This window comes from Streptomyces sp. NPDC127190 (assembly GCF_042672505.1).
Taxonomy (GTDB): domain Bacteria; phylum Actinomycetota; class Actinomycetes; order Streptomycetales; family Streptomycetaceae; genus Streptomyces.
Genome location: NZ_JBHXVE010000021.1, coordinates 30,625 through 54,110, shown reverse-complemented (window position 1 = coordinate 54,110; position 23,486 = coordinate 30,625). Strand labels below are relative to the sequence as shown.

The 23,486-nt window shown below is 68.8% G+C and carries 25 protein-coding genes, 3 pseudogenes and 1 riboswitch; of the genes and pseudogenes, 15 read left to right on the top strand and 13 right to left on the bottom strand.

Annotated elements, in window-relative coordinates; genetic code table 11:
- Window positions 1–138: 138 nt before the first annotated feature.
- Window positions 139–1,788 (bottom strand): purine-cytosine permease family protein, encoded by a 1,650-nt coding sequence (locus ACFVIU_RS28265; protein WP_385845930.1) that lies wholly within the window; start codon window positions 1,786–1,788, stop codon window positions 139–141.
- Window positions 1,789–2,108: 320 nt separating this feature from the next.
- On the opposite strand from ACFVIU_RS28265, the gene ACFVIU_RS28260 reads away from it, so the two are divergent.
- The 4 genes from ACFVIU_RS28260 to ACFVIU_RS28245 all read left to right on the top strand — a co-directional run bounded on the left by ACFVIU_RS28260 (window position 2,109) and on the right by ACFVIU_RS28245 (window position 4,146).
- Window positions 2,109–2,507: a (2Fe-2S) ferredoxin domain-containing protein gene (locus ACFVIU_RS28260; RefSeq protein WP_385845929.1), complete on the top strand. Its 399-nt coding sequence runs from the start codon at window positions 2,109–2,111 to the stop codon at window positions 2,505–2,507.
- A gap of 97 nt (window positions 2,508–2,604) precedes the next feature.
- A riboswitch (cobalamin riboswitch) is annotated at window positions 2,605–2,747 on the top strand.
- A 36-nt stretch (window positions 2,748–2,783) separates the two neighbouring features.
- Window positions 2,784–3,005 carry a CbtB-domain containing protein gene (locus tag ACFVIU_RS28255; RefSeq protein ID WP_385845928.1) on the top strand — a complete coding sequence of 74 codons (222 nt, stop codon included), beginning with the start codon at window positions 2,784–2,786 and terminating at the stop codon, window positions 3,003–3,005.
- A gap of 22 nt (window positions 3,006–3,027) precedes the next feature.
- The gene (locus ACFVIU_RS28250) at window positions 3,028–3,780 is read left to right on the top strand and encodes a CbtA family protein (protein ID WP_385845927.1); all 753 of its coding nucleotides are present in this window, start codon (window positions 3,028–3,030) and stop codon (window positions 3,778–3,780) included.
- A 126-nt stretch (window positions 3,781–3,906) separates the two neighbouring features.
- Complete coding sequence (locus ACFVIU_RS28245; RefSeq protein ID WP_385845926.1) at window positions 3,907–4,146, top strand: hypothetical protein; 240 nt, start codon at window positions 3,907–3,909, stop codon at window positions 4,144–4,146.
- Window positions 4,147–4,181: 35 nt separating this feature from the next.
- Here the strand turns inward: ACFVIU_RS28245 and ACFVIU_RS28240 are convergent, their stop codons facing one another.
- Complete coding sequence (locus tag ACFVIU_RS28240) at window positions 4,182–5,045, bottom strand: SDR family oxidoreductase (protein ID WP_385845925.1); 864 nt, start codon at window positions 5,043–5,045, stop codon at window positions 4,182–4,184.
- 152 nt (window positions 5,046–5,197) lie between these two features.
- On the opposite strand from ACFVIU_RS28240, the gene ACFVIU_RS28235 reads away from it, so the two are divergent.
- From ACFVIU_RS28235 to ACFVIU_RS28215, 5 genes are all read left to right on the top strand, one after another.
- Window positions 5,198–5,575, top strand: coding sequence for a winged helix-turn-helix transcriptional regulator (locus tag ACFVIU_RS28235; RefSeq protein WP_385845924.1), 378 nt, complete (start codon window positions 5,198–5,200; stop codon window positions 5,573–5,575).
- A gap of 467 nt (window positions 5,576–6,042) precedes the next feature.
- A complete protein-coding gene (locus ACFVIU_RS28230; RefSeq protein WP_028424692.1) occupies window positions 6,043–6,285 on the top strand; it encodes a DUF5302 family protein in 243 nt (80 codons plus the stop codon).
- A gap of 687 nt (window positions 6,286–6,972) precedes the next feature.
- The gene (locus ACFVIU_RS28225) at window positions 6,973–7,176 is read left to right on the top strand and encodes a cold-shock protein (protein ID WP_385845922.1); all 204 of its coding nucleotides are present in this window, start codon (window positions 6,973–6,975) and stop codon (window positions 7,174–7,176) included.
- A 346-nt stretch (window positions 7,177–7,522) separates the two neighbouring features.
- Window positions 7,523–9,019 carry a DEAD/DEAH box helicase gene (locus ACFVIU_RS28220; RefSeq protein WP_385845921.1) on the top strand — a complete coding sequence of 499 codons (1,497 nt, stop codon included), beginning with the start codon at window positions 7,523–7,525 and terminating at the stop codon, window positions 9,017–9,019.
- 45 nt (window positions 9,020–9,064) lie between these two features.
- Window positions 9,065–9,466: a CBS domain-containing protein gene (locus ACFVIU_RS28215; protein WP_385845920.1), complete on the top strand. Its 402-nt coding sequence runs from the start codon at window positions 9,065–9,067 to the stop codon at window positions 9,464–9,466.
- Between the two features lie 166 nt (window positions 9,467–9,632).
- On the opposite strand, the pseudogene ACFVIU_RS28210 reads toward ACFVIU_RS28215, so the two are convergent.
- Window positions 9,633–9,740: pseudogene (locus ACFVIU_RS28210) on the bottom strand (IS30 family transposase); the annotation flags it as partial.
- A gap of 615 nt (window positions 9,741–10,355) precedes the next feature.
- Between ACFVIU_RS28210 and ACFVIU_RS28205 the strand changes: the two are divergent.
- Window positions 10,356–10,700 carry a MerR family transcriptional regulator gene (locus ACFVIU_RS28205; RefSeq protein WP_251097368.1) on the top strand — a complete coding sequence of 115 codons (345 nt, stop codon included), beginning with the start codon at window positions 10,356–10,358 and terminating at the stop codon, window positions 10,698–10,700.
- A gap of 276 nt (window positions 10,701–10,976) precedes the next feature.
- Here ACFVIU_RS28205 and ACFVIU_RS28200 read toward each other — a convergent pair whose 3' ends face one another.
- The gene (locus ACFVIU_RS28200) at window positions 10,977–12,095 is read right to left on the bottom strand and encodes a fatty acid desaturase family protein (protein ID WP_385845919.1); all 1,119 of its coding nucleotides are present in this window, start codon (window positions 12,093–12,095) and stop codon (window positions 10,977–10,979) included.
- Between the two features lie 7 nt (window positions 12,096–12,102).
- A complete protein-coding gene (locus ACFVIU_RS28195) occupies window positions 12,103–13,158 on the bottom strand; it encodes a ferredoxin reductase (protein WP_385845918.1) in 1,056 nt (351 codons plus the stop codon).
- A gap of 87 nt (window positions 13,159–13,245) precedes the next feature.
- On the opposite strand from ACFVIU_RS28195, the gene ACFVIU_RS28190 reads away from it, so the two are divergent.
- Window positions 13,246–14,385 carry a PucR family transcriptional regulator gene (locus ACFVIU_RS28190; RefSeq protein WP_385845917.1) on the top strand — a complete coding sequence of 380 codons (1,140 nt, stop codon included), beginning with the start codon at window positions 13,246–13,248 and terminating at the stop codon, window positions 14,383–14,385.
- 903 nt (window positions 14,386–15,288) lie between these two features.
- On the opposite strand, the gene ACFVIU_RS28185 is transcribed toward ACFVIU_RS28190, so the two are convergent.
- A complete protein-coding gene (locus ACFVIU_RS28185) occupies window positions 15,289–15,459 on the bottom strand; it encodes a hypothetical protein (RefSeq protein WP_055495969.1) in 171 nt (56 codons plus the stop codon).
- A 139-nt stretch (window positions 15,460–15,598) separates the two neighbouring features.
- On the opposite strand from ACFVIU_RS28185, the gene ACFVIU_RS28180 reads away from it, so the two are divergent.
- Window positions 15,599–15,772: a CsbD family protein gene (locus ACFVIU_RS28180; RefSeq protein ID WP_079102980.1), complete on the top strand. Its 174-nt coding sequence runs from the start codon at window positions 15,599–15,601 to the stop codon at window positions 15,770–15,772.
- A 215-nt stretch (window positions 15,773–15,987) separates the two neighbouring features.
- Here ACFVIU_RS28180 and ACFVIU_RS28175 read toward each other — a convergent pair whose 3' ends face one another.
- Window positions 15,988–16,143: a hypothetical protein gene (locus tag ACFVIU_RS28175; protein ID WP_159039827.1), complete on the bottom strand. Its 156-nt coding sequence runs from the start codon at window positions 16,141–16,143 to the stop codon at window positions 15,988–15,990.
- 17 nt (window positions 16,144–16,160) lie between these two features.
- Between ACFVIU_RS28175 and ACFVIU_RS28170 the strand changes: the two are divergent.
- Window positions 16,161–16,349: pseudogene (locus ACFVIU_RS28170) on the top strand (ATP-binding protein); the annotation flags it as partial.
- A 119-nt stretch (window positions 16,350–16,468) separates the two neighbouring features.
- On the opposite strand, the gene ACFVIU_RS28165 reads toward ACFVIU_RS28170, so the two are convergent.
- On the bottom strand, window positions 16,469–16,891 hold the full coding sequence (locus tag ACFVIU_RS28165) for an STAS domain-containing protein (protein ID WP_385845915.1): 423 nt from the start codon (window positions 16,889–16,891) through the stop codon (window positions 16,469–16,471).
- Between the two features lie 82 nt (window positions 16,892–16,973).
- The gene (locus ACFVIU_RS28160) at window positions 16,974–19,304 is read right to left on the bottom strand and encodes a SpoIIE family protein phosphatase (protein WP_385845914.1); all 2,331 of its coding nucleotides are present in this window, start codon (window positions 19,302–19,304) and stop codon (window positions 16,974–16,976) included.
- 915 nt (window positions 19,305–20,219) lie between these two features.
- On the opposite strand from ACFVIU_RS28160, the gene ACFVIU_RS28155 reads away from it, so the two are divergent.
- Window positions 20,220–20,456 (top strand): hypothetical protein, encoded by a 237-nt coding sequence (locus tag ACFVIU_RS28155; RefSeq protein WP_385845912.1) that lies wholly within the window; start codon window positions 20,220–20,222, stop codon window positions 20,454–20,456.
- 183 nt (window positions 20,457–20,639) lie between these two features.
- On the opposite strand, the gene ACFVIU_RS28150 is transcribed toward ACFVIU_RS28155, so the two are convergent.
- The 3 genes from ACFVIU_RS28150 to ACFVIU_RS28140 all read right to left on the bottom strand — a co-directional run bounded on the left by ACFVIU_RS28150 (window position 20,640) and on the right by ACFVIU_RS28140 (window position 21,696).
- Window positions 20,640–21,068, bottom strand: coding sequence for a DUF3147 family protein (locus ACFVIU_RS28150; protein ID WP_385845911.1), 429 nt, complete (start codon window positions 21,066–21,068; stop codon window positions 20,640–20,642).
- Complete coding sequence (locus ACFVIU_RS28145) at window positions 21,065–21,409, bottom strand: DUF3147 family protein (RefSeq protein WP_385845910.1); 345 nt, start codon at window positions 21,407–21,409, stop codon at window positions 21,065–21,067. The genes ACFVIU_RS28150 and ACFVIU_RS28145 overlap by 4 nt, the downstream gene beginning before the upstream one ends.
- Window positions 21,410–21,540: 131 nt before the next feature.
- Window positions 21,541–21,696, bottom strand: a complete 156-nt coding sequence (locus ACFVIU_RS28140) for a DUF6131 family protein (protein ID WP_167528460.1) — start codon at window positions 21,694–21,696, stop codon at window positions 21,541–21,543.
- A gap of 320 nt (window positions 21,697–22,016) precedes the next feature.
- Here ACFVIU_RS28140 and ACFVIU_RS28135 point away from each other — a divergent pair.
- Window positions 22,017–22,437: pseudogene (locus ACFVIU_RS28135) on the top strand (alpha/beta fold hydrolase).
- 313 nt (window positions 22,438–22,750) lie between these two features.
- Here ACFVIU_RS28135 and ACFVIU_RS28130 read toward each other — a convergent pair.
- Window positions 22,751–23,446: a PP2C family protein-serine/threonine phosphatase gene (locus ACFVIU_RS28130; RefSeq protein WP_385845908.1), complete on the bottom strand. Its 696-nt coding sequence runs from the start codon at window positions 23,444–23,446 to the stop codon at window positions 22,751–22,753.
- Window positions 23,447–23,486: the final 40 nt, after the last annotated feature.

The following is a 23,486-nucleotide window of genomic DNA, read 5'->3' as shown; positions in this document are numbered from 1 at the left end:
ACCGTTATGCGGAGACCATGTGCGTGCGTGTGCATGGAGCCATGGTGCGGGCACGGAGCCGGCGGGGCGGGTGATCCACGGCGGCAGTCAGGATGTGTTCAGGCAGCCGCCCCTTCCCGCCCCCGCACGGCCCCCGGGCTAAGCGGTGGAAGGCAGCACGTGGTCGCCGATCTTGTCCGTGCTCAGGCACAGGGAGCAGACGGCCGCGTCGTGTGTGGCACAGGCGGTCAGGTCCGGGCGCTCGTACGGCCGTTGGCAGACATGGCAGTCGAGGGTGAGGGCGCTGGGGTTGCCGTCCGCGTCCAGCAGGGGCTCGTCCATGCCGTCGTCGGTGCGGCGGAGGTAGTACCTGCCCTTGGTGACGATCGCCATCAGCGGGGTCAGGGCGAAGGCGATGACGGCGGAGGCGACGGGGGAGTACGGCTGGAGGGTGTCGCCCAGCAGGTGGAAGTACATGGCGATGGACAGGCCGGAGGCGGCGACGAAGGCCACGACGCCGACCGGGTTGACGGCATGGAGCATGCCCCGGCGGAACTCCGGCTGGAGCGGGGAGAGCTTCAGCAGGTACTTGTTGACGCCGATGTCGGTGGCGACGGTGACCACCCAGGCGATCGCACAGTTCGAGTAGAAGCCCAGGATGCTGTTGAGGAAGCTGAACATGTCGGCTTCCATCAGGACGAGCGCGAAGCCCAGGTTGGCCAGGACGAAGACCATGCGGCCGGGGTAGTGCCTGGTGATGCGGGTGAAGGAGTTCGTCCAGGCGAGCGAGCCGGAGTAGGCGTTCGTGACATTGATCTTGATCTGGCTGATGACCACCAGCGCCACGGCGAGCGGGACGACCATCCAGGAGGGCATCATCGCGTCGAAGGCGCCGCGGAACTGCTGGATGGGCTCGGTCGCGGCAGCCGGGCCGACCTTGGCGAGGATGTACACCGCGAGGAAGACGCCGATGGCCTGCTTCAGCGCGCCGAGCACCACCCAGCCGGGGCCCGCCATGACGACGGCCGTCCACCAGGTGCGCCTGTTGCTCTCGGTCTTGGGCGGCATGAAGCGCAGGTAGTCGATCTGCTCGCCTATCTGGGCGATGAGCGAGAGGCAGACACCGGCGCCCAGCAGGACCGAGGCCGTGTTGACGCCGCCGTCGCCGTCCGTGCCGGTGTAGGCGAGGAAGCGGTCGACGGTGCCCGGGTCGGTGGCGATCAGGTAGACCAGCGGGCCGACCATCAGCAGCAGCCAGATAGGGGTGGTCCACACCTGGAGCTTGCTGAGCGCCTTCATGCCGTAGATCACCAGCGGGATGACCATGAGCGTGGAGACCAGGTAGCCCAGCCACAGGGGCAGCCCCAAGCCGAGTTTGAGACCCTGGGCCATGATCGAGCCTTCGAGGGCGAAGAAGATGAAGGTGAAGCTGGCGAAGATGACGCTGGTGAGGACCGAGCCGTAGTACCCGAAGCCCGAGCCGCGGGTGATGAGGTCGAGGTCGATGTTGTAGCGGGCGCCGTAATAGGCGAGCGGGAAGCCGGTGACGAAGATGACCACGGCAGCCACCGCGATGGCCACGAGCGCGTTGCCGGTGCCGTGCGCCAGGCCGATGCCGGCGCCGATGGAGAAGTCGGCCATGTAGGCGATGCCGCCCAGGGCGGTGGTCGCCACGACCATGGGGGTCCAACGGCGGTAACTGCGCGGAGCGAAACGGAGGGTGTAGTCCTCCAGTGTCTCCCTGACCGCCTGGTCGGCGGCGGCCTTCGGCGCGTCTGCCGTTTGCGTGCGTGACTCGGTGGTGCTCATGCCGCGCCTCCCGATGCTGCTGGTGCGGGTGCCTCTGTGGGAGGGAAAGCCCCGCTTGGCGTCATCGGCAGGACGGGGGAGCCGACGGACCGTCATGCGTACCGTTCGGCCGTCGTGTACACGACTCTGATCCCACGGCCGGTCACGCTAGAAAGCGGCTGTTACTGTCGGTGCTCGCCATCGTGAACGCGAAGTTTCCGAGAACTCACCTGCTGCCGCGCGGCGTTGGTCCAGCCCCGGTGACGCGACACCACTCCTCACGGGCCGGCCTCGCTCGATGAGATCATGACCGTGACAACAGGCGACCGGAGGGGTGTGCCATGCCGGAGACGCCGTCGGAAGCGACATCGGCCCAGGCCGTGCAGGTGGGCGAACCGGTGCCGTGCCGGGTCGTCGTGTGCCGGGACTGCTGCTGCGGGAGCCCCAAGGTGACCGGAGTGGATCACGCCGCGCAGACCGCGCGACTGCGGGCGGAGGTGCCGGTGCGCATCTCGGAGTGCCTCGACGTGTGCGATCAGGCCAACGTCATCGTCGTACAGCCATCTGCCGCGGGCCGTGCCGCCGGTGCCCGGCCGGTCTGGCTCGGGCTCGTCAACGACCCCGACGCGACCGAGGACATCGTCACCTGGGTCCGTGCCGGTGGTCCAGGCGTGGCGCCACTGCCGGACATCCTCGACCTGTACGCCTTCACCCCACCGCGGCGCACCGCGGCTCCCTGAACCGAGGCCCGTGGAACCCCTTTTCCCAGGAAGTCCGTTACGCCCCGCACCCGGTGCGAGAAGAAGATCACGCCAGGATGAGGCGGTCTTGGCCGTGCTCGTGGCACGCGGTACGGTCTGTCCGATATCGACGACGGCGAGACGGAAGCCGGTGGGAATCCGGCACGGTCGCGCCACTGTATGCCGGACACCGCGGGGTGTCCGGTGAGTCAGACCCGTGGCCGTCGTCCAGTGCACCACCGAGATGGGACGCGAACTCCCAGAGGAGGTTCTGCCATGGCGCAGACCGTCGCCCAGCCGACAGCCACCACTCCCGCCATCCCCGCCACGCTGCCGCTGAAGGCGATAGCTCCCTGGGCGGTCTTCTTCGGCATCCTGATGCTGGTCCTGCTGTACTTCGTCGGCGCCGAGCAGGGCGCCACCTCCGTGTTCAACGGCACGGACGTCCACGAGTGGGTGCACGACGCCCGCCACCTGCTGGGCTTCCCCTGCCACTGACGCGAGGGACGCCCCGACTCCCATGAACTCCGCAACGGTAAGAAACCTCCTCGTGCGGGGCATGCTCGCCGGCCTCGCGGCCGGCGTGCTCGCCCTCGTCGTCGCCTACCTCCTCGGTGAGCCGAACGTCGACAAGGCGATCAGCTTCGAGGCGGCACACTCCCACGAGCACGAGAGGGAGGTCGTCTCCCGCTCCCTGCAGTCCACGGCGGGCCTCGCCACCGGCGTCCTCGTGTACGGGGTCTCCTTCGGTGGCATCGCCGCGCTCGCCTACTGCTTCGCGCTCGGCCGTGTCGGCCGGTTCGGGCCGCGGGCGACCGCGCTGCTGCTGTCCGGCTGCGCGCTGCTCGCGGTGTACGTCGTCCCGTTCCTGAAGTACCCGGCCAATCCGCCGTCGGTCGGTGACCCCGACACCATCGGCCAGCGGACCACCCTGTACTTCCTGATGATGCTGCTCGGCGTCCTCCTCGCGGTCGCCGCCACCCTCCTGGGCAAGCGCCTGGCGCCCGGCCTGGGCACCTGGTGGGCGACGGTGGTCGCGGTGGCCGCCTTCGCCGTCGCCGTCGGCCTGGCCTACCAGTTCCTGCCCGCCATCAACGAGGTGCCGAGGGACTTCCCGGCCACCTTGCTGTGGCGGTTCCGGCTCTCGGCCCTGGCGATCCAGCTGAGCCTGTGGACAGGTTTCGGCCTGCTCTTCGGTGAACTGGCGCAGCGCCTGCTGAACCCCAAGCCGGCAACGGCCGCGAGCAGCCGCCCGGTTCCGGCCGCGCACTGATTCCTTCCGGACAACAGAGGGCCCTTCGGAACCATCCGAGGGCCCTCTGGCGTTCCCGGACACCGCCTGCGCTGCGAGTTGGCTGCGCTCCTGCGCCGACACCGGGATACGACGTCCTGAACCACGGTGCTGACGGCCGAGTGGGGATACCCGGCCGTCAGCGACCACGATCCCTCGGCATGCCCGGCGCCGGAGACCACCTTCGCCACGGCTGACCGCGCGCCGGCGCGCACCCGCCAGACGCCGCTGGTGACGGCGTTCACCGGATGGTGCAGGAGCGGCACACACACCGGGTCGGGCGTCCGCTGGCCGAAGACCACCCTCACCTCCCGGATGAGGGCCGAACTCGCGGTGCCGCGGGCGTGATACCGCGACGACGGGGCTGCACACCTACGGGCGTCTCAGTGATGCAGGGCGGCCGCGAGTGCCTCGGCCAGGGTCAGGGGCGGGCGGCCGATCAGGCGGTGCAAGTCGCCGGAGTCGGTGTACATCTCGCCGTGGCTCATGCCGCGGTCGGCGTCGGCGAGGACCTCCGCCAGCTCGGCGGGCAGGCCCGCGGCGGCCAGCGCCTGGGCGAAGTCGGTCACCGGGAGGTCGGCGTAGGCAACCTGCTTTCCGGCCGCGGCGGAGATCGCGGTGGCGAGCTCGGTGAGGGTGAAGGACGCGTCGCCGCCGAGCTCGTACACGGCGCCGGTGTGGCCGTCGGCGGTGAGGACGACCGCTGCGGCCTCCGCGTAGTCGGCGCGGGCCGCGGCGCTGATCCGCCCCTCGCCCGCGGCGCCGACGACGGCGCCGTTCTCCAGGATCTGCGGCAGTTGGCTGGTGTAGTTCTCCAGGTACCAGCTGTTGCGCAGCAGCACGCTGGGGATTCCGCGGTCCCGCAGATACTCCTCGGTCTCCCTGTGCGTGGCGCCGATGACGGTGGTGGCCGCGTCCGCGTGCGTCGTGCTCGTGTACGCCACCAGCGACACCCCTGCGGACACCGCGGCGTCGATCACGCGGCGGTGGTTGGCGACCCGCTCGCCCACGGGGACCGAGGCCGAGACCAGCAGCAGCCTGTCCGCCCCCGCGAATGCCTTCGCCAGGCCGTCGGTGTCCGCGAAGTCGGCGCGGCGTACCGTGATGCCTCGGTCGGCCAGGTCCTGGATCCTGCCGGTGTCCCGGCCGGTCGCGATGATGTCCCCGGCCGGGATCCCGCGCCGCAGCAGTGCCTCGACGGTGAGCCTGCCCAACTGGCCGGTGGCTCCGGTGACGACGATAGGCATGAGGGTCGTTCCTTCCTTCCGCGCGTGTCTCGCACGCCTGCCGTGGTCCGTCCGCGGCGGGATGGAACAAGACTGACCTGGACACTCTCTGCTGGGAAGTAGCCACTTCTTGGTAGGGTACTTACCCGACCGATAGCATCGAGGTGAGCCGTATGGCTGCGTCATTCGATCCGTACGAGCGCGGCTGCCCGTCGCGGGACCTGCTCGACCAGATCGGCAGCAAGTGGGCGGTCCTCGTGCTGGGCGAACTCGGCCGGAACGGAACCTCCCGGTTCGGCCAGCTCCGGCAGGCACTGGCGGGCGTGAGCGAGAAGATGCTCACCCAGACGCTGCGCACCCTCGAACGCGACGGGCTGGTCAGCCGTACCGTCTACCCGGAGGTGCCGCCGCACGTGGAGTACGAGCTGACCTCGCTCGGCCAGACGCTGCGGGAACCGCTGAAGGCGCTCACGGAGTGGTCGGTGCTGCACATCGAGGAAGTCATCACCGCCCGCGAGGAGTACGACGACCGCACGGGGCGCACCAGGTAATCGGCACCGACCGTCTTCGGGCGTCCACGTCAGTCCAGGCCGGGCGCGTAACAGCAGGTCAGGCACCGAGGTCCGGGGGAGTCGACGTAGTGGGTGACAGACGTGTGAGAGTGCCGGTGAGAGCTGCGCTCGACGGCAAGCGCGTCCTCGCGTCGAGTGCTCGGCAAATCCGGCCGCGGCTCTTGGCGACCAACAGTCATAGTCTTCGCCCCTGCAAAGTCGAACGCTCCGGGAGTTGTCTGAGTCGAGCCTGCCCCCGCCGAGGGGCGCAACGTGGTCACGCTCGTGCTGGCGGGCCAGCGCCGCCCGCTCGACGGCGGGCCCACCGTCCCCCGACCCAAGAACACCAACGCTCCCTTGGCCGGGGGAAGGACGCCCGCCGAAACGGAGCAGGATGATGTCGCCGGCGCCTCGCACTGCGCCCGGCATGACAAGCTGTGCTTCCCCCCGGAACCCAGGAGGTCACCATGACCGCAGAGCCCGTATCCACGGAAGGTTCGGAGCCGGCTGTCCCCGAGACGTCCCCTCTGGAGCCGGACAGTGACGGCAACTACGACCTCAAGCGCAAGTTCCGCGAAGCCCTGGCGCGCAAGCGCGGTGCGCAGGCGGATGCCGCTGATGTTGCCGCCAAGTCCGATGCATCGAAGGTGCGTTCTGCGCACGGCCCGGCTGCGAGCCAGCGGTCGTTCAGGCGCAAGAGCGGCGGCTGAGTCGCTGAGTCCGGCGATCCAACCGCTTCACCGGCCCTCGCGCCATCCACTCGCGCGTCCCGTGCAGTGGCCCGCGACATGCGCATGCCCGTGCGCGCGTTGCGGGCGGGCATCGCCGGGTGCTCGCCTGGGGGAATGGCCCAGATGCGGTTGGCTCGGGTCGGCGGCGCCGCCGAACCGGAATTCCGGGATGAGGGCACTGCCTTGTCCGACGTACCCGGCCGGTGTTGCGCGCCTTGCGTGCCCCTGTACCGCGGTGAAAAACGACTGCGGCTGTCGAAGTTCCTCGCCGTCCGGGCCTGAGGCTCGTACGGCGGGCCACAGCACCGTACGTTGCCGCACCAGGATGCTGCTGTTTCCACCGAGCTGATCGAAAACTTCCCGAAGAGTTGCGCTTCGGCTGGGGCAAAATCTGTGCCCGCGAGCTGAGGTTTCAAGGGGACAGGCAGACAGATTCTCTATCGCATTAAGTGGGGTGGGATTCTTCACCGTACACAGGCCGCTTCGGCGTGCTACTGTCGATCTCAGTTGCAGTTGTGGTCCCAAAACTTCAAGTGCTCTCCGGGCGGCGCCTGTGCCGCTGGAAGCACTTTTGTTATCCGGTCTTTTTCCCGGCGGGGTGATCATCGCGGCGACACGGGGTCCGTGCAGTGCGGATCCCGATGCACTGCCCAGAGGAGAAAAGACATGGCTACTGGCACCGTCAAGTGGTTCAACGCGGAAAAGGGCTTCGGCTTCATCGAGCAGGACGGTGGCGGCGCTGACGTGTTCGCCCACTACTCGAACATTGCCGCCCAGGGCTTCCGTGAGCTGATCGAGGGCCAGAAGGTGGCCTTCGACATCGCGCAGGGCCAGAAGGGCCCGACGGCCGAGAACATCGTTCTCGCCTGACGTCGACTGTCGCGTACGTGTAGCTGGGGCCCGCGTCCTTCGGGGTGCGGGCCCCAGCTACTCGCGTTTTCCGCAGTGGTTTCACCTGCGGACGACAACCAGGAAACCCGTAGGCTCAGCGCATACGGAGCATCCTTCAGGGGTGTACGCACCCTTCATGGCTTCATCGCGGCGGACGCCCGAACGTTGCGTCCGCTTCGCGCCACTCATTCCAGCGTCTGTGCCCGCACGGATTTTCCGTCGGTCAGATTCGCTGCCGCATTCCACCGGTCCATTCTTGCAATTCTCTGTGCTGCTGATCGCTGTGGGAATTCCTTGATATGTGCCGCATCGAGGAAGGTTCCGCATGAACCGCACACGCACGAACGACCGCTTCACCCGCACCCGTAACGGCAGTACCGACTCCGGCAGGGGCGGCAGCCGATTCGGCTCGTCGGCCAGGAGCCGCTCCGGCGGGCCGAGCCGCTCCGGTGGTTACGGCCGCCGGCCCGCCGCGGTCCAGGGCGAGTTCGCGCTGCCCAGGACGATCACACCCGCGCTCCCCGCCGTGGAGGGCTTCGCCGATCTCGACATGCCGGGGGCGCTGCTGGCTGCGCTCAGCTCGCAAGGCGTGACCGTACCCTTCCCGATCCAGGCCGCGACCCTGCCGAACTCCCTCGCCGGCCGGGACGTACTGGGCCGTGGCCGCACCGGCTCCGGCAAGACCCTCGCCTTCGGGCTGGCGCTGCTGGCCCGTACGGCCGGGCAGCGCGCCGAGGCCAGGCAGCCGCTGGGGCTGATCCTCGTACCCACGCGTGAACTGGCGCAGCAGGTCACCGACGCGCTCGCCCCGTACGCCCGCTCCGTGAGGCTGCGGCTGGCCACGGTGGTGGGCGGAATGCCGATCGGCCGACAGGCGAGCGCGCTGCGCGGTGGTGCCGAGGTCGTCGTCGCCACGCCGGGACGCCTCAAAGACCTCATCGATCGTGGCGAGTGCCGGCTGAACCAGGTTTCCACCACCGTCCTCGACGAGGCCGACCAGATGGCCGACATGGGCTTCATGCCGCAGGTCACCGCCCTCCTCGACCAGGTCCGCCCCGAAGGGCAGCGCATGCTGTTCTCCGCCACTCTCGACCGCAACGTCGACCTGCTCGTGCGCCGCTACCTCAGCGACCCCGTCGTGCACTCCGTCGACCCCTCGGCCGGTGCGGTCACGACGATGGAGCACCACGTGCTCCACGTTCACGTCGCCGACAAGCACACGGCCACCACCCAGATCGCCGCACGCGACGGCCGCGTGATCATGTTCCTCGACACCAAGCACGCCGTCGACGGCCTCACCGAACACCTCCTGAACAGCGGGGTACGGGCCGCCGCCCTGCACGGCGGGAAGTCACAGCCACAGCGCACCCGCACGCTGGCACAGTTCAAGACCGGACACGTCAACGTGCTGGTAGCGACCAACGTCGCGGCGCGCGGCATCCACGTCGACAACCTCGACCTCGTCGTCAACGTCGACCCGCCGACCGACCACAAGGACTACCTCCACCGCGGCGGCCGTACCGCCCGTGCAGGAGAGTCCGGCAGCGTCGTCACCCTGGTCACCCCCCACCAGCGCCGCGGCATGACCCGCCTCATGGCAGCGGCCGGCATCGTCCCGCAGACCACCCAGGTCCGCGTCGGCGAAGAGGCCCTGCACCGCATCACCGGCGCCCAGACACCCTCCGGCATCCCGGTCGTCATCACCGCACCGGTGGTCGAACGCCCCAAGAAGCGCGGCGCCACCTCACGCGGTCGGCGCCGCCCCGCCTCGGCGGCTCGCCGTGCGCTCGTACGGCAGTCCACCGCCGGTGCGGCGGCATAGAACCTTCGTGTCAGGAAGCCCGCCCAACTTCGCAGGAGGCACCCTTTGACGCTGGACCAGACGCAGTTCCGCTCAACACGTACCAACGTCGTGCAGACGGCGGCCGATCCCGCGGACGCGGCCGGACCGCAGGTCTGGGAGGACATGACCGTGGAGGTGGCACTGTGCGTGATGACCGCCGCCCGTACAGGTCATCTGGTCGTCTGCGACGAGGACGGTCTGCGCACAGGTCTGGTCACCCGGGACCGGCTCACGGCCGTTCGTGACGGCTCCGGATACACGGACCGGATCCGCCTGCGGGACATCGCCGACGTCATCGGGCCCTTCGCCCCACCGCCGGCCACGAGGGCCGAAGCCGAGCGTGCGATGCGCTGCCGCCGGCTCGGGGCCCCGCCCGTCGTCGACGGACACGGCAAGGCTCTGGGCGTCCTCGCCCTCTCTCGCTGAACCGTCGTCACCCCTGCCCGGCCCCGTCTGCGCCCCTGGCCGACCCGTACGGGCCGGCTTGCGCAACGCTCGGCGCTCCCCCTGTCCGCCTGACGTACGGACAGGTGTGAGCCGAACCGAACCGTGAGGCCCCACCGGCGTGGGCGAATTCCAGGCGGTGAGTTGATCAAGCCGCGAGCAGTGTGGACAGACGCTCGGCTGGGGTCTCCCAGCCGAGCGTTGTGCGTGGGCGGCTGTTGAGTTCCGTGGCGGCAGCGTCCAGGTCCTCGCGGGTGTGATCCGGCCGGCCGCCTGCTGTGACCGCCCCGGGGCGCCGGAACCTGCCGCAGGTGTCTACCGGCCCGCCAGGTAGCCGGCGCCCGCTCGGCTACCTCATGGAGAGTCCGCCGCCGGGCCGGGAAGCAGCCAGGGACAGCCCTCTTTCGAGTGTATCTACGGAAGAAGTTCAGACACTGACCGTGGAGAAAACCTGTCGTGACGACAGTAGACATTGGCCCGTCGCAAGGTTACTGTCTTTGTCGTACCCAGGAAGTCGAAGTGGGCACGGCAGGCACGAACTGCCGTGCCGGCAGCTCAAGCAGGACACGGCCCAAGAGGGGCGTCAGCAGTACCCGCGGTATCCAGCAGTATCACCGAGTAACCGAAGGTGAGGAGCGAGACGCCATCAGGATCGCCCGGGCGAGGAAGCAGTCCGCCCGGGTACCGCAGGCCCCGGATTGGAAGGTGGTCCCCGGTCACGCATCCGCGATCCCCGCAGTCCTGCCCTCCCAGGCGGACCCTGCGGACATACGAGGCCGGCACAGTTCGCCGGTAGATGGTGTTGAAAGCTCGGGGCCCGGGTGCCAGTGCGGCGCCCGGGCCCCCCGACGTCCCCCGGAAGAAGAGGTCTATGCCCCCTGGCAGTTCCCGCGCCGTCACCCCTCTCGATGACGACGACTATCCCGCCTACACCATGGGCCGGGCCGCCGACATGCTCGGCACCACCCCCGCCTTCCTTCGTGCCCTCGGCGAACACCGCCTGATCACACCTTTGCGCTCCGAAGGCGGCCACCGCCGCTACTCCCGCTACCAGCTGCGCATCGCTGCCCGTGCCCGCGAACTCGTCGACCAGGGCACCCCCATCGAAGCTGCCTGCCGCATCATCGTCCTCGAAGACCAACTGGAAGAAGCGCAGCGCATCAACGAGCAAATGCGCACACAAGGCTCCGAGCCGCAGTCGAAGACCTCAGCCTGACCGGGCGCCGGCACGAAGACACGGACGACGCTCCCGGCCCGCCACCGACTGACCCCGCCACGGCCCCTGAAGCGAGCGCCCCTGACTCCCGCAGGGCAAGGACCCCGGCGATCATGACGCTGGGGTCCTTCTCCGTACAAAACCGTTCCACCAGTCCCGGGCCGGAGCCCTGCCGGCGCGCCGGTTGCCCATCGGCGGCCCGCCAGGCGTGGCGATCCTGGAGCCTGCGGACACGGGCGCCTGACCTCGGGTTCGTGAGCCAGGCGTTTGTGACCATCAGGCGGCGACGAGCTCCTGCTCCCGGTCCGGCGTCTTGACCTCGGGCTTCCTGTTCGGCAGCGAGAGCCGGAAGACCTTGCGCCACGCGGAGAACACCTGCTTGGGCAGCGGTCCGGTGACGTACTCCAGCTCGTACTTCTCGAACAGCGCGCGCACCTTCACCGCGACCTCGGCGTACCGGTTGCTCGGCAGGTCCGGGAACAGGTGGTGCTCGATCTGGTGCGACAGGTTGCCGGTCATGAAGTGCATGGCCCTGCTGCCGCTGATGTTCGCAGAGCCCATCATCTGGCGCAGGTACCACTGGCCGCGCGTCTCGCCGTCGATCGACCGGCGCTCGAAGACCTGCACGCCCTCGGGGAAGTGCCCGCACATGATCACGGAGTGGGACCAGATGTTGCGGACCAGGTTCGCGGTGAACGTGGCGGCGAGCGTGGGGAGGAACGACGGGCCCGACAGCAGCGGGTGGATCACGTAGTCCTTGAGCACCTGCTTGCGGATCTTACGGCCCACGGCCTTGGCCCGCGCGCGGAACTCCGGGTTCTTGCGGCGGCGCTTGTCCAGGTTCTTGCCGAGCTCCAGGTCGTACGCCGCGATGCCGTACTCGAAGAAGCAGGCGTTGACGAAGTTCCACAGCGGCTGGCCGAGGTGGAACGGGTGCCACTCCTGGTCCTCGTCGACGCGCATGATGCCGTAGCCGAGGTCGTTGTCCTTGCCGATCACGTTGGTGTACGTGTGGTGCAGCTCGTTGTGCGAGTGCTTCCACTGGTCGGCCGGCGAGACGTGATCCCACTCCCAGGTCGTGGAGTGGATCTTCGGGTCCCGCATCCAGTCCCACTGGCCGTGCAGGATGTTGTGGCCGATCTCCATGTTGTCCATGATCTTCGCCACGGACAGCCCGGCGGTGCCGAGCAGCCACGCGGGCGGGAACATCGAGAACAGCAGCACGCCCCTGCTGACCAGCTCGAGCTTGCGCTGCGCCGAGATGACCTTGCGGATGTAGGCGGCGTCCTTCTCGCCGCGGCCGGCGATCACCTCGTCACGGATCGCGTCCAGCTCGCGGCCGAGCTCCTCGATCTGCTCCGCCGTCAGGTGGGCGGTGGGGTCGATGGCGGTCAAGGTGCTCCTACCGGTCGATGTCGCAAGGGCCCGCCGCGGCGGACACGCAGGTCTGGATGAGGACGCCCGGCTCGGCCTCGGTGATCTCGCCGGTGCGCAGGTCGCGGACGGCGCCCGCCTTGAGCGGCGTGACGCAGCCGAAGCAGATGCCCATGCGGCACCCGGAGGGCATGAGCACACCGGCCTCCTCGCCGATGTCCAGCAACGGCGTGGTGCCGTCCGCGTCGACGGTCTTGCCGGTGGTGCTGAACGTGACCTCACCGCCGTCGCCGGTGGCGACGATGCTGGGGCGGAAGCGTTCGGTGTGCAGCCGCTCCGGTACGCCGTGCTCGCTCCAGTGCTTCTCGGCGGCGTCGAGCAGGCCCGCCGGCCCGCAGGCCCAGGTCTCGCGCTCGGCCCAGTCGGGTACGAGTGCGTCGAGACGGGTGATGTCGAGCGTGCCGTGGGTGTCGGTGTGCAGCTCGGTGAGGCGCAGCTTCCCGGCCGCGACCAGGTCGTGCAGTTCGCTGCGGAAGATCACGTCCTGCGGCTGCGGGGCGGAGTGGACCATGACGACGTCGTCGAACTCGGAGTCGCGCAGCATGCCCATCACGGGCGTGATGCCGCTGCCGGCCGTCAGGTAGAGCACCTTGGCGGGCTTGACCCGCGGCAGCACGAAGTCACCGGTCGCCTGGTCGAGCTGGATCAGCGTGCCCGGCTTCACCCTGCGAACCAGGTGGTTGCTGACCTTGCCGTCCGGGATCGCCTTCACGGTGATCGTGACGCGGCCGTCGGGGCGGTTGGCGGGCGAGGTGAGGGAGTAGGCACGCCACAGGCGGACCCCGTCGACGTCGACCCCGATCCGCACGTACTGACCGGCCATGTGGCCGCGCCAGCCCCGTCCCGGCCTGATCACGATGGTCGCGGCGTCATCCGTCTCGGGGTGCACGGCCTCGATGCGCCCCCGCAGGTCAGCGCCCGCACGCAGTGGGCTGACCAGGTCGAGGTAGTCCGACGGCAGCAGCGGCGTCGTGACCATCTCCAGCAGTTTCCACGCCCTGCTGCGAAGGGCTGCACTCGTCATGACTCCAGCTTGCTGCGTCTCAGGGCGTAAAGTCCTGACCGTAGGACGTGAATCTGGCGGGTTGAATTGTTCGCAGGGAATAGAAACGTGAGTCGGGTAACCCAGAGGGCTAGCGAACTGGCCCTCGATGAGACGACGGTCACGGCACTTCGGGCTGCGCTGAAGACCACCGCCGACGAGGTCGTCCAGGCGATCATCGACGAGGTCCCTTCCTACGCAGGCGCCCTGTCGGGCAGCATGGGCGGCACCATCCGCCGAGCCGTCCGCACCGCCCTCGGACACTACCTGGACCTCGCGAGCGGGAACGCCACGGGCGGCGACGGCGGTGACGCGGCCTACGAGCTGGGCCGCGGCGAGGTGCGCGACGGCCGTTCGATGGACGCCCTGCTCAGCGCCTATCGCGTCGGCGCCCGCGTGGCCTGGCGAGGCCTGGCAGCGGGCGCCGTGTCCGCAGGTCTGCCCGCCGTCGAGGTCGCCAAGTTCGCCGAGCTGACCTTCGCCTACATCGACGAGCTCTCCGCCGCGAGCGCCGCGGGCCACGCCGACGAACTGGCCGCCCGGGGCAGGGCCCACGAGCGCCATCTGGAACAGCTGGCCCGCGACCTCCTCGCCGGCGCGAGCCCGGACGTGCTGCTGGCCTCTGCCCAACGGGCCGGATGGCAGCCTCCGGTTACGCTGACGGCGGTCCTGCTGCCCGCCGCCCAGGCCCGGCCTGCCTATCGCGCGCTCGACCCGAGCACCCTCGTCCTCGACGATCTGCCCGACGCCACCGGTGTGCTGCTCGTCCCCGATGCCGACCGGTCACATCTCCTGCGGCAGCTGACCGACCGCACCGCCGTGGTCGGCCCGGCCCGGCCATGGACTCGTGCGTCCGCCTCGTACGCACGAGCCCTACGCGCGCGCTCCCTCTCCTCTGATATCCGCGACACCGAGGACCACCTGCCCGAGCTGGTGCTGAGCGCCGACGCGGACGCGTTCGCAGACCTGCGTGCCCGAGCCCTCGCACCGTTGCGCACCTTGCCTGTCTCGACCGCACAGCGGCTGGAGGAGACGTTGCGGGCGTGGCTGCTGCACCAGGGCAGGCGGGACGAGGTGGCGGCGGCGTTGTTCGTCCATCCCCAGACGGTCCGGTACCGGATGTCGCAGCTGCGGGAGCTGTTTCCGGATCTCGCATCGCCGCACCGGGTCCTTGAACTGACGCTGGCGGTCGGTCTTCGGGCCGGTTGACGCGTACAAGCGAACGCGGCCGGGAGGTCTTCCGCCTGGTCAGACCTGTGCAGTCGTCACCTCCGTTACAGGGGCAGTCGTGAGACGTGAGAAGGTCTGGGGCGTGAGTGAGACACCCCCGAACACCCTGCAATACCGCTTCGACGGGCCAGAAGACGCTCCGGTCCTGATCCTGGGTCCCTCACTGGGTACCACATGGCACAGGTTGTAGAGACCGTCTTCGGGCGTCCACGTCAGTCCAGGGCGGGTGCGTAGTAGCAGGTCAGGGCACCGCGGTTCGGGGGAGTCGGCGTAGTTGGTGACAGACGCGTGAGAGGGGCGTTCGATTTCAAGCCCCTGCAAAAGCGGCCGGCGGGGGATCCAGAGTGGGTGCGCTGCAGCTCCAGCCGCGGCACCGTACCCGTCGGGTTCTCCTCGACTGAGCACTCGATGCGACGGTGCTGTGATGACACACATCTTGGTGAATGCCGCCGGAGACCCTTCGTGATTGAACCGGCGTAGCCTTCGCCTGCGCGAAGCATCTGCAAGGTGTACCTCCCTGCCATGAGGGCGCGCCCGCCGCCGACATCGCTGCCGCCCGCCTGCTGCCTCACGTGTCTGGCAACTTGTCGACCAGGGGCATGTGGTGCTCGTTGTAGCGGTCGCCCTGGAAGTCGATCCGGCCGGTCAGTTCGTCGGCGAAGAGAGGAAGCCGAATGGCGCCGATGTCCTCCTCGACGGACGTCGTGTACGGGGCGCCAAGCCCCAGAGGGGAGAGTGTGCGATTCCGCGAAGGGCCTCCGCAGACGCCTGTTGGAACGTGATGGTGCGCGGTCCTCGGCCGGCGGCCATTCGGCATAGCAAGACGCCCGCAGGGCCCGTACCGGGACGGTACGGGCCCTGCGGGCGTGACGGGTGGTCAGGTCACCACCGATACCAGCGGCCGCGACCACCCCCGGCACTGGTGGATCGCATGACGAAACCGAGCAGCCACACGACCAGGACGGCGAGGGCCACCCACCAAAGGATCTTGACGGCGAAACCGGCACCGAAAAGGATGACCGCGAGAAGCAGGACCAGAAGCAGGGGAACCATAGTTATCGACCTCCTGCCCGCCCGTCTTCCCTGCCTTTTCTTCGATATTCGAGATCAGCACCTTGTTTATCAAGGGGAAGCAGGGGCACGAGCCGATTACCGCGACAGCGGTCCCGAAGCTACGAGGAGGCGTTGTTCTGTGACAGCCAACGAGAAGGCAAAGGCGAAGACCGAGCAGGCCAAGGGCAAGGCCAAGGAGGCTCTGGGAAGCGCCATCGGCAACGACCGTATGGCCGCCGAAGGTCAGGCAGAGAAGAGCACCGGGGACGCCCGCGAAGCCAAGGAAAAGGCCAAGGACGCCTTCAAGCACTGACCTCCGCGAACCGGAAAGAGGCCCCCACAGGGGGCCTCTTTCCGGTTCGGCGGGGCCACGCGTTGATCCGGCACCGTCGATCTCCTGCTCCGGCTGTCTGCGGCTGGCCCGAGAAGGTCGCTTGCAGGTCTCCGCCGGAATCGTCTCGCTCGCGCCGATGATCTCGGCAGATCTTTCGTGACTGCTTCTGTACGAGCGAGGCCCTGCCCAAGCCCTCAGATCAGCTGGGGCCCGAAGCCTGGGCCTGCAGCCTGCATCGACTGCTGCCAATCAATCTGGTCAAGGAGGGCCAAGACCCGGATGAGCTGGGCCGCGACCGTATCGTTGGTAGCCGCGGCGGCCATCAGCCGGCTCATCAGGGCGCCCTGCATGTTCTGAGTCAGATTCGCAGCGCTACGGCGACTCCCCGCGCGGCAACGGGGTCGGACTCGGCCTCGCGGTCGCCCGCGGCTTCACCGAGGCCACCGGCGGCGCCTTGCGCGCCGAGGAAACGCCCGGCGGCGGACTCACCATGGTGCTCGCCGTGCCGACGGCTCCGGCGCGGCGTCCGGAGGAGTCGGACCTGCCGGCCACCGCTGCCCACTGGGGAGATCAGGCGCCGGGCGCACGGCATGCTGACGACCTGCGGCAACCCCCTTTGTCGGCCGTGCCCCTCGGCTGGGCGGCAACCTTCATTCCTCGCCGGCGGTTGGGGAGTCAGTCTTCGGAGAGGACGTCCTCGGCCGTCTCGTGCAGCGGCAGCACGGACGCGAGACGGGTGAGCTCGAGGATGCGTCTGACCTCGGGTTGTATACCGATCAACGCGCACCGGTGTCCTGCGGCCGCACGGCGGCGGTGGATGTCGACGAAGGCTCCCAGAGCGCTGGAGTCGCAGAAGTCCACGCGGGTCAGGTCGAGGATCAGCAGGGGCAGATTCTGGATCTCCGTGGTGGTGAGATGTCCCAGCAGCTGGGGCGCGCTGTGGTAGTCGATGGGGCCGTCGACGGCGACGACCGTGTGTCGTGGACCGCGATGCGATGTGAGGCTCAGCGTCGGGCCGGGCGGGACCATACTCCGGGAGCCGACCGGTTGCGAGCTGTCGGAGGGCTTGCTGGCCCCGGTGCCGGGGGCAGAGGTCATCGAGGGCGTCTCTTCCGTGTCCGAGGCGGGCGGGTCGGCTGGTTGTTCCTGTGCCGGCCGAGGAATCGGCCGGGGTGAGTCGTCACGAGGTCTTGATCTCCGCCCACACCACTTTCCCTCCGTCGATCCAGCGGGTTCCCCATCGTGTGGCGATGGCGTCGATCAGGAATATGCCCCGGTGTCCGAACTCGCCGGGTTGGGACACGATGAGACGTGGCTCCTCAGGGCTGCTGTCAGTGACCTCCAGGACGATGCGTTCACCGGCGCGCCGCAGCTCGACACGCAGCGGTGTCCTGGCGTGGCGGACGGCGTTGGCGACCATTTCATCCGCGATGAGCATCATGTCGTTCGCCAGATGCCGCAGGCCCCACTGGCGCATGACGTCGGCCACCAGGTCGCGGGCGTCGGGGACGGCGCTGGAGACCGGGGCGTAGTCCCGTACGACCGTCACCACCTGGTGCGACACGTCCTCCGGCCGGTGCAGGTACAGCAGGGCGATGTCGTCGTCGTGCTGCCCGCCGGCCAGGGCGTCCAGCCACGAGTCGCAGTCCGCCTCGATCTCGCCCACAGGCCCGGCCAACAGCTCCCGCAGCTCCCGCAGCCCGTCGTCGATGGGGCGCCCGCGGCGTTCGACCAGGCCGTCCGTGTACAGCAGCAACCGGGCTCCGGGCGGCAGCGGGACCTCCTGCTCCGTGTAGCGGTGCCTGCCCACGCCCAGAGGCGGTCCGACCTGCTCGTCCATGAACGTGACGGTGCCTTCCTGGTCGCGCCGGGCCGGTGGCAGGTGCCCGGCGACGGCCGCGCGCAACCGGTCCCGGCGTGTGTCGAGCACCGCGTAGACGCAGGTGGCGATGGAGCCGGGGGCGATGTCGTCCACCAGGACGCTCAGCTGCTCCAGCACGTCGGCGGGGGCCAGACCGAGCTGCGCGTAGGCACGGCAGGCGGTGCGGATCTGACCCATGACCGCCGCCGCTCTGACGCCCTTGCCCATCACGTCACCGACGACCAGCGCCACTTCACCGTCCGGGAGCGGTATGAGGTCCACCCAGTCACCGCCGGCACCGCGATCCCGCGCGGCGGGCAGGTATCGCCACGTACTGGCCACCCCGTCCACGCGTGGCAGCGTCGGCAGCAAATGGCGTTGCAGTTCTGTGGCCGCCTCCCGTTCCTGGCGGTACGTCTGCGCGTTCTGCAGCGCCACGGCGGTCTGCGCGGCGACACCGGTGATCAGGCGCTCGTGTCGCTCCGTGAAGATCCCCGGCTCGGGATGGCCGAAGAAGAACCCGCCGAGCACGGTCCCACGGGACATCACCGGAACGGCCAGGTAGCTCCGCACCGGCAGGTGGCCTTCCGGCATCCCGTGGTGCGGTGCGTTGTGCCCGTACCGCGGGTCCTGCGTGATGTCGTCGGACCGCACCACGCTGAGGCCCCGGAAGGTCTGCTCGAACACCTGGGTGTTGCGCGGCATGGGGAACTTGTCGAAGGCCGACCGGTTGACACCGGAGATCACATAGAGCAGGTACGACTCTCCGGTCTCGCCCAGGATGTTGTAGAAGAAGGCACCGAACGCCGCCCCGGCCAGGCGGGTGGCCGCGTCGACCGCGTGCTGGACCAGCGCGTCGAGGTCGAGTTCCGCCGCCAGGAGGCTGCCGACCTCCTGCAGCAGCTCAACGATCGCCGCCTCCTCGCGGAGTTCATGTTCCCGCCGCTCCAGCTCCTTCTGAGATCGTCGCAGCTCCGTCGTGGCCGAGCGCAGCTGAGCCACCACCGTCTGCAGGTGCCCGGCCCGCTGTGCGACCAATTGCTCCAAGCTCTCCAGGACGGAACGGGCCGCGTCCGCCTCCACGGTGGGCGACGGCTGCCCGGCGGACAGCAGTGCCAGGCGCGTGCTGCCGGTGACAGTGCGGAACAGCGTGGCGACCTCGGCGGACAACGGAACCCGGGAGAACAGCACCACCGCGAACCGCTCGCCCGGCGCCAGGGTTCCCCCGAAGACGAGTGTGGAACGGACATCCTGCCCCGGGAGAAGTTTCTCCAGCCCGTCCACCTGGCTGCCGGGCAGGTGCACGACGTCGACGTCCCTCACGGGAGGTACTGCGCCGTTCGCGTCCTCGGCCGTGACGCTTAGGCGTTCGACCAGCCGGTACACCGACGGCGCCTTCTCGAAGGTGCCGGGCGACAGCGCGGGCACGTCCGTCGGGCCGGCACCCTCCGCGCCGGGCGAGCGGGCGCACGGTCCGCGGAATCCAGCCAGAAACATACGCCGTCGTGGACGCTCAGCCGCGGTGGCGGCCTCCCGGGGCCCGTTGAGGAAGACGCCTACCGCGGCACAGGCGCGTCCGGCCCGCCCGTCGACCAGACTGTCGTAGAAGAAGTCGGCGATCGCTTGTGCCGCCGTGTCCTGGGAGGGCACACGCGCGACGGACGTCCGCAAGTGGGCAGTACACCGGGCTACCTCACTGAGACCGAAGGCCGACAGGTCGATCCGGACGTCCTGCACGCTGAGCACACCTCGATACCTCAAGTGGGGGCCAGGGACGAGTACCGGGACCACGGGCGTCAAGGGTAGCCCCTGGCCGATTCCCGATCGTCCCGATCCGCGCCGCCATCCCTGTACCCGGTCGTCTCGTGCGGATGCGGTGTGCGCCACCATGACTGCCCGCCCGGCCGGGCAGAGCACGCCCGGGGGCGGAGTGCACGTCGTGGAAGGACGATCAGGCCGCTGGGGGAGAGCGGACTGCGAGCAGGGCCTGCCTCCCCGGAACAGCTCACCGGGCAGATCAATGAGCAGAACCGGCGATCTCGCCGGTCCGGGCGCTGTCCTGACCGGCCCAGTGGCCGTCGACCCCGCCGTCGACCCCCCGTGTCGGAGTTCGTCTGTCACGGCGGCTGGGCACGAGCGGCTGCACGTTCGGCCCGGCTCTGCATCTGTGAGAGGTCGGCGGGATCAGGCCGACCCAGATCTTGGGCGAGAGCGTTGCCGGCGCAGGTGGACCTCGGGTCGACCGCCAGACGCGACCATGTTCGCAACAGCGAGAAGCCGCACGCCGGTCACGGCGAGCCGCAAGGTTTGTCGAAGGCGTCTACGCCGGCACTTTCGGCCAACGGCTTGCAGCCCTGGGGCGGTGAACGCGAGCTTGTACACGCTGAATCCCCCGACCGGCAGTACGCGCAACCGCTCGCATGCGGCGGCGCGATCCGGGGACTCGTGTCGATGGCGACGGAATGGACCGGAGGTAGTTCGATGGCTGCCGATACCGCTTCCTCGACGACCCGGAGAAACCCACCTACCAGTAGCTCGGCACCGTCCGGGCACGATGGCCGACGGGTGGAGGGCAATGCGGCCGACCGCGGCACTGTTCGGTTGACCCTGCCGCTGGTGGGTGAATTCGCCCTACCGGCTTCGCCGGACCAGCTGGCGTTCTTCGGCGGGGTTGGCCTACTCACGGTGACCGGCTTGATCGAATGGCCGGTCGCCGGGGTGATCCTCGTTGGGCACCTCCTGGCGGCCAACCGGAACCACCAGGCTCTACACGAATTCGGAGAGAGCCTCGAGCAGGTTTGATTCCCGGCAGGCGGAACCGCCCTCCCAGCGACAGGGCAGGCCGCCCCGGTCGTACGCGGGCGGCATGCATGACTGGCCGCTCGTTCGCCGCGTGCACGTGAACCTGGGCGCCATGCCGCTCCGGGTTGCTTCGCCGGGACCCCAGAAGCCGGAAGGATCGGCTGTGCGTTCGGTCCGGGAGCGTCACTGTCTCTTGCCCGCCGCGCGAGCGAGGGCGAAAGCGGCGAGTGAGACCGCTAGCCAGGAGGCAGTGGCCACGGTCAAGGCGAGCCAGGCCGAGTGGCTGCGCAGCAGCGTGGTGGCGAGGAGCGAGAACGCCAGCAGGCCGAGCGTGCCCAGAGTCGCTCCGCGGGTGTCTTCGCGAGCGCTGCGAAGGCCCTCTTCCTTGGCCACCAGGGTGAGGCTCGCCAGCAGGATGGCGGGGAAGGCGAGGAATGCGCCGCCTGGGAGTGGACCGAACACCGTGGAGACGATCGCGGCGAGAAGGGACACACCCGCCCCGAAGGCGAAGCGGATGAGCAGGTCCTTGCGCGACATCTGCAGCGCGGCGCCCGGCATCAGCCGTACCCGGTCGGTGTTCTCTGCGTTCTGGGCGGGTTGCGAGGCGTTCATGGCGCCACCGCAAAGGTGACGGCGGCCGCCAGCGCGAGCCACACCACGAGCGCCGCCGCCGAGCCGCGCAGTGCCCCAAGCCTGCCCGAGGCGGGCACATCGACGATGGTGTAGGCGGTGAACGCGACCGCTCCGCCGATCATGCCGCGGGCCGCCAGCGACGCGTCATGGTTGCCTTTGAACACGACGGTCAGGATCAGACTGGCCAGGGCCACCGAGGGCGCCGCAGCGAAGATGCCGGCCAGCCGCTTGGGCTGGACGGCCTCGGCCAGCAGGGCGAACGCCACGACGAACAGGCCACCGGCGCAGGTTTTCAGGACGATCTCCGGCAAGGACTTCATCTGAACAACGTGGGCCTGACCCGTCGTGCAGGCAATGGGCCACGCCGTTCGGCTGCCTAACACTGAGCGGCCGGATCGTCCCGGCGCCCAGTAGCCGGTGCACCAGCGCCGAGTGGTATGCCCTCACGCGCCTACCAGTAGTGACGCCGACCGCCAACGGCGTGGCCCACGGAGCCGAGAAGGAACAGGATGAGCCCGATGACGAGCAGGATGATCCCGATCGTCCACAGAATGCCGATATGCAGGAGGAATCCGACGATGAGCAGGATGATGCCGAGGGCGATCATGGTGGCCTCCTTCGTTTGGTGAGGCGGTGAGCAGGCGGTCGAAGAATGACCGGTGCTGGCGCAGGGCTGTGCGGGCTTCAATGTTCATTTGGGGAAATTTGCCACAAGAAGGTGATACCCGGTCGTTCAAGACTCATAACTGGCCTGGGCGGCAGCCCAATTTCTACCTCGATCCGGTGGACCTTGGTATCGCGATCGAGGCTGCAGGCGCCATGGAGGCGTAGAAGGCGTAGAAGGCATCCACACACAGACTTGTGCAGGTCGTGGGCAGGGCGGGAGGTGCTGCATGCAGCCACGTCAGACGGGACGTGTCTGAGAGAGTGACGGCCACGGACATCCTCCGCAGGAACAACGTCTCCGTCACCGGCAATGCGCAGGGGCGAACGGTGGTACTGGCTCACGGCTTCGGCTGCGACCAGACCGTGTGGCGGTTGACGGTCCCCGCCCTGACCGATGACTACCGGGTCGTGCTGCGCCACCGATCCGGACATGGCGCGGATCTTCGCCCGGACCACTTTCCTGTCGGACTCCCGGCGCGATCTGAAGAGCGTGCGGGTGCCTACGCTGGTGCTGTAATGCACCCAGGATGTCATCGCTCCCCGGGAGGTCGGCGCCTTCGTCCACCAGGAGATCGCCGGCTCGACGCTGGTCATCCTGGAGGCGACCGGGCATTGCCCGCATCTGTCCGCTCCCGAGGCGACCAACGATGCGCTCACGGGTTTCCTGGCAGATCTGCGCTGATGCACCGCCCCGGCCGGCAGCTGGAGCGGCAGGGCACCGACCTCGCTACTGGAGGACGTCCCCGACCAGCTGTAAGCGCGCCCAGCGCGGATAGGTCCGGTCTAGTGGAGTCGGAACCGCTCAACCGAACCGGTCACGACACGGTGGGCGAGCGTTTCGAGTGTGGGATTGATCGGAAAGCATGTCACCGATGACGGCTCGATGGGCCGTACTTCGCCTGCTCTCCGAAGGCGAAGCCAGGTCGGCTGCGGGCATCGCGTGCTGCGTGCCCGCAGCCGACCTGGCGCTGGCCGGCGAGCCTCCTGCCCTTCTTTCACCTCCGCATCTCCAGGTGCTGGCCGTGGGTGCTACGAGAGCGGCACAGTGCGATCACCGCCGCATCGTCGTCGAGGCAGCCGCCCGCGTGGGCGAGGAGATCACAGCGAAGGAAGTGCACCAGCTTCTCGGGGCTGTAGCCGGTCCACTGCGCAGCCCGCTCGACGAAGGGATAGAAGCCACCGTCGGTGCCCCGTGCCTCGATGACACCATCGGTGTAGAGCAGCAGGGTGTCACCGGGTTGGAAGGAGAACGTTTCAACCATGTAGGTCACAGGCCCGAGCGAGCCGGTTCCCAAGGGTGGAGCGGGGTTCACCGGAACCAGGGTGACGCCGTCCGCGCTGATCAACAGCGGTGGGGGGTGTCCGCAGCTGACGATACGCGCGATGCCGCCCTCCTCAGGGATCTCGACCAGCAACGCGGTGGCGAACCGCTCCTCGTTCTCCTTCACCGGAGCCAGGCTCGCCAGGTTCCGGGTGACGCTGCGTTCCAGTGCGGCGGCCAGTTGCGGCAATCCGGCGTGCTCATGGTCGGCCTCCCGGAAAGCCCCGATGAGCAGGGCGGCCTCGCCGATGGCTGGGAGTCCCTTGCCGCGCACGTCACCGATCATGATCCTGACACCGTCCTCGGTGGAGGTGGCGGCATACAGGTCACCGCCGATCTGGGCTTCGTCCTCAGCCGCCAGATACAGCACGGCGACCTGGCACGCTCGCACTGGACGACCTGATCTGGAC

Excerpts from the sequence above, each read along its gene's own strand:
- ACFVIU_RS28145 (WP_385845910.1), bottom strand. The coding sequence starts at position 21,409 with ATGAAGTCCTTGCCGGAGATCGTCCTGAAAACCTGCGCCGGTGGCCTG.
- ACFVIU_RS28250 (WP_385845927.1), top strand. The coding sequence starts at position 3,028 with ATGAACTCCGCAACGGTAAGAAACCTCCTCGTGCGGGGCATGCTCGCC.
- ACFVIU_RS28205 (WP_251097368.1), top strand. The coding sequence starts at position 10,356 with ATGCCCCCTGGCAGTTCCCGCGCCGTCACCCCTCTCGATGACGACGAC.
- ACFVIU_RS28260 (WP_385845929.1), top strand. The coding sequence starts at position 2,109 with ATGCCGGAGACGCCGTCGGAAGCGACATCGGCCCAGGCCGTGCAGGTG.
- ACFVIU_RS28220 (WP_385845921.1), top strand. The coding sequence starts at position 7,523 with ATGAACCGCACACGCACGAACGACCGCTTCACCCGCACCCGTAACGGC.
- ACFVIU_RS28140 (WP_167528460.1), bottom strand. The coding sequence starts at position 21,696 with ATGATCGCCCTCGGCATCATCCTGCTCATCGTCGGATTCCTCCTGCAT.
- ACFVIU_RS28195 (WP_385845918.1), bottom strand. The coding sequence starts at position 13,158 with ATGACGAGTGCAGCCCTTCGCAGCAGGGCGTGGAAACTGCTGGAGATG.
- ACFVIU_RS28265 (WP_385845930.1), bottom strand. The coding sequence starts at position 1,788 with ATGAGCACCACCGAGTCACGCACGCAAACGGCAGACGCGCCGAAGGCC.
- ACFVIU_RS28175 (WP_159039827.1), bottom strand. The coding sequence starts at position 16,143 with ATGCAGGGCGCCCTGATGAGCCGGCTGATGGCCGCCGCGGCTACCAAC.
- ACFVIU_RS28255 (WP_385845928.1), top strand. The coding sequence starts at position 2,784 with ATGGCGCAGACCGTCGCCCAGCCGACAGCCACCACTCCCGCCATCCCC.
- ACFVIU_RS28185 (WP_055495969.1), bottom strand. The coding sequence starts at position 15,459 with ATGGTTCCCCTGCTTCTGGTCCTGCTTCTCGCGGTCATCCTTTTCGGT.
- ACFVIU_RS28150 (WP_385845911.1), bottom strand. The coding sequence starts at position 21,068 with ATGAACGCCTCGCAACCCGCCCAGAACGCAGAGAACACCGACCGGGTA.
- ACFVIU_RS28240 (WP_385845925.1), bottom strand. The coding sequence starts at position 5,045 with ATGCCTATCGTCGTCACCGGAGCCACCGGCCAGTTGGGCAGGCTCACC.
- ACFVIU_RS28225 (WP_385845922.1), top strand. The coding sequence starts at position 6,973 with ATGGCTACTGGCACCGTCAAGTGGTTCAACGCGGAAAAGGGCTTCGGC.
- ACFVIU_RS28235 (WP_385845924.1), top strand. The coding sequence starts at position 5,198 with ATGGCTGCGTCATTCGATCCGTACGAGCGCGGCTGCCCGTCGCGGGAC.
- ACFVIU_RS28230 (WP_028424692.1), top strand. The coding sequence starts at position 6,043 with ATGACCGCAGAGCCCGTATCCACGGAAGGTTCGGAGCCGGCTGTCCCC.
- ACFVIU_RS28165 (WP_385845915.1), bottom strand. The coding sequence starts at position 16,891 with ATGACCTCTGCCCCCGGCACCGGGGCCAGCAAGCCCTCCGACAGCTCG.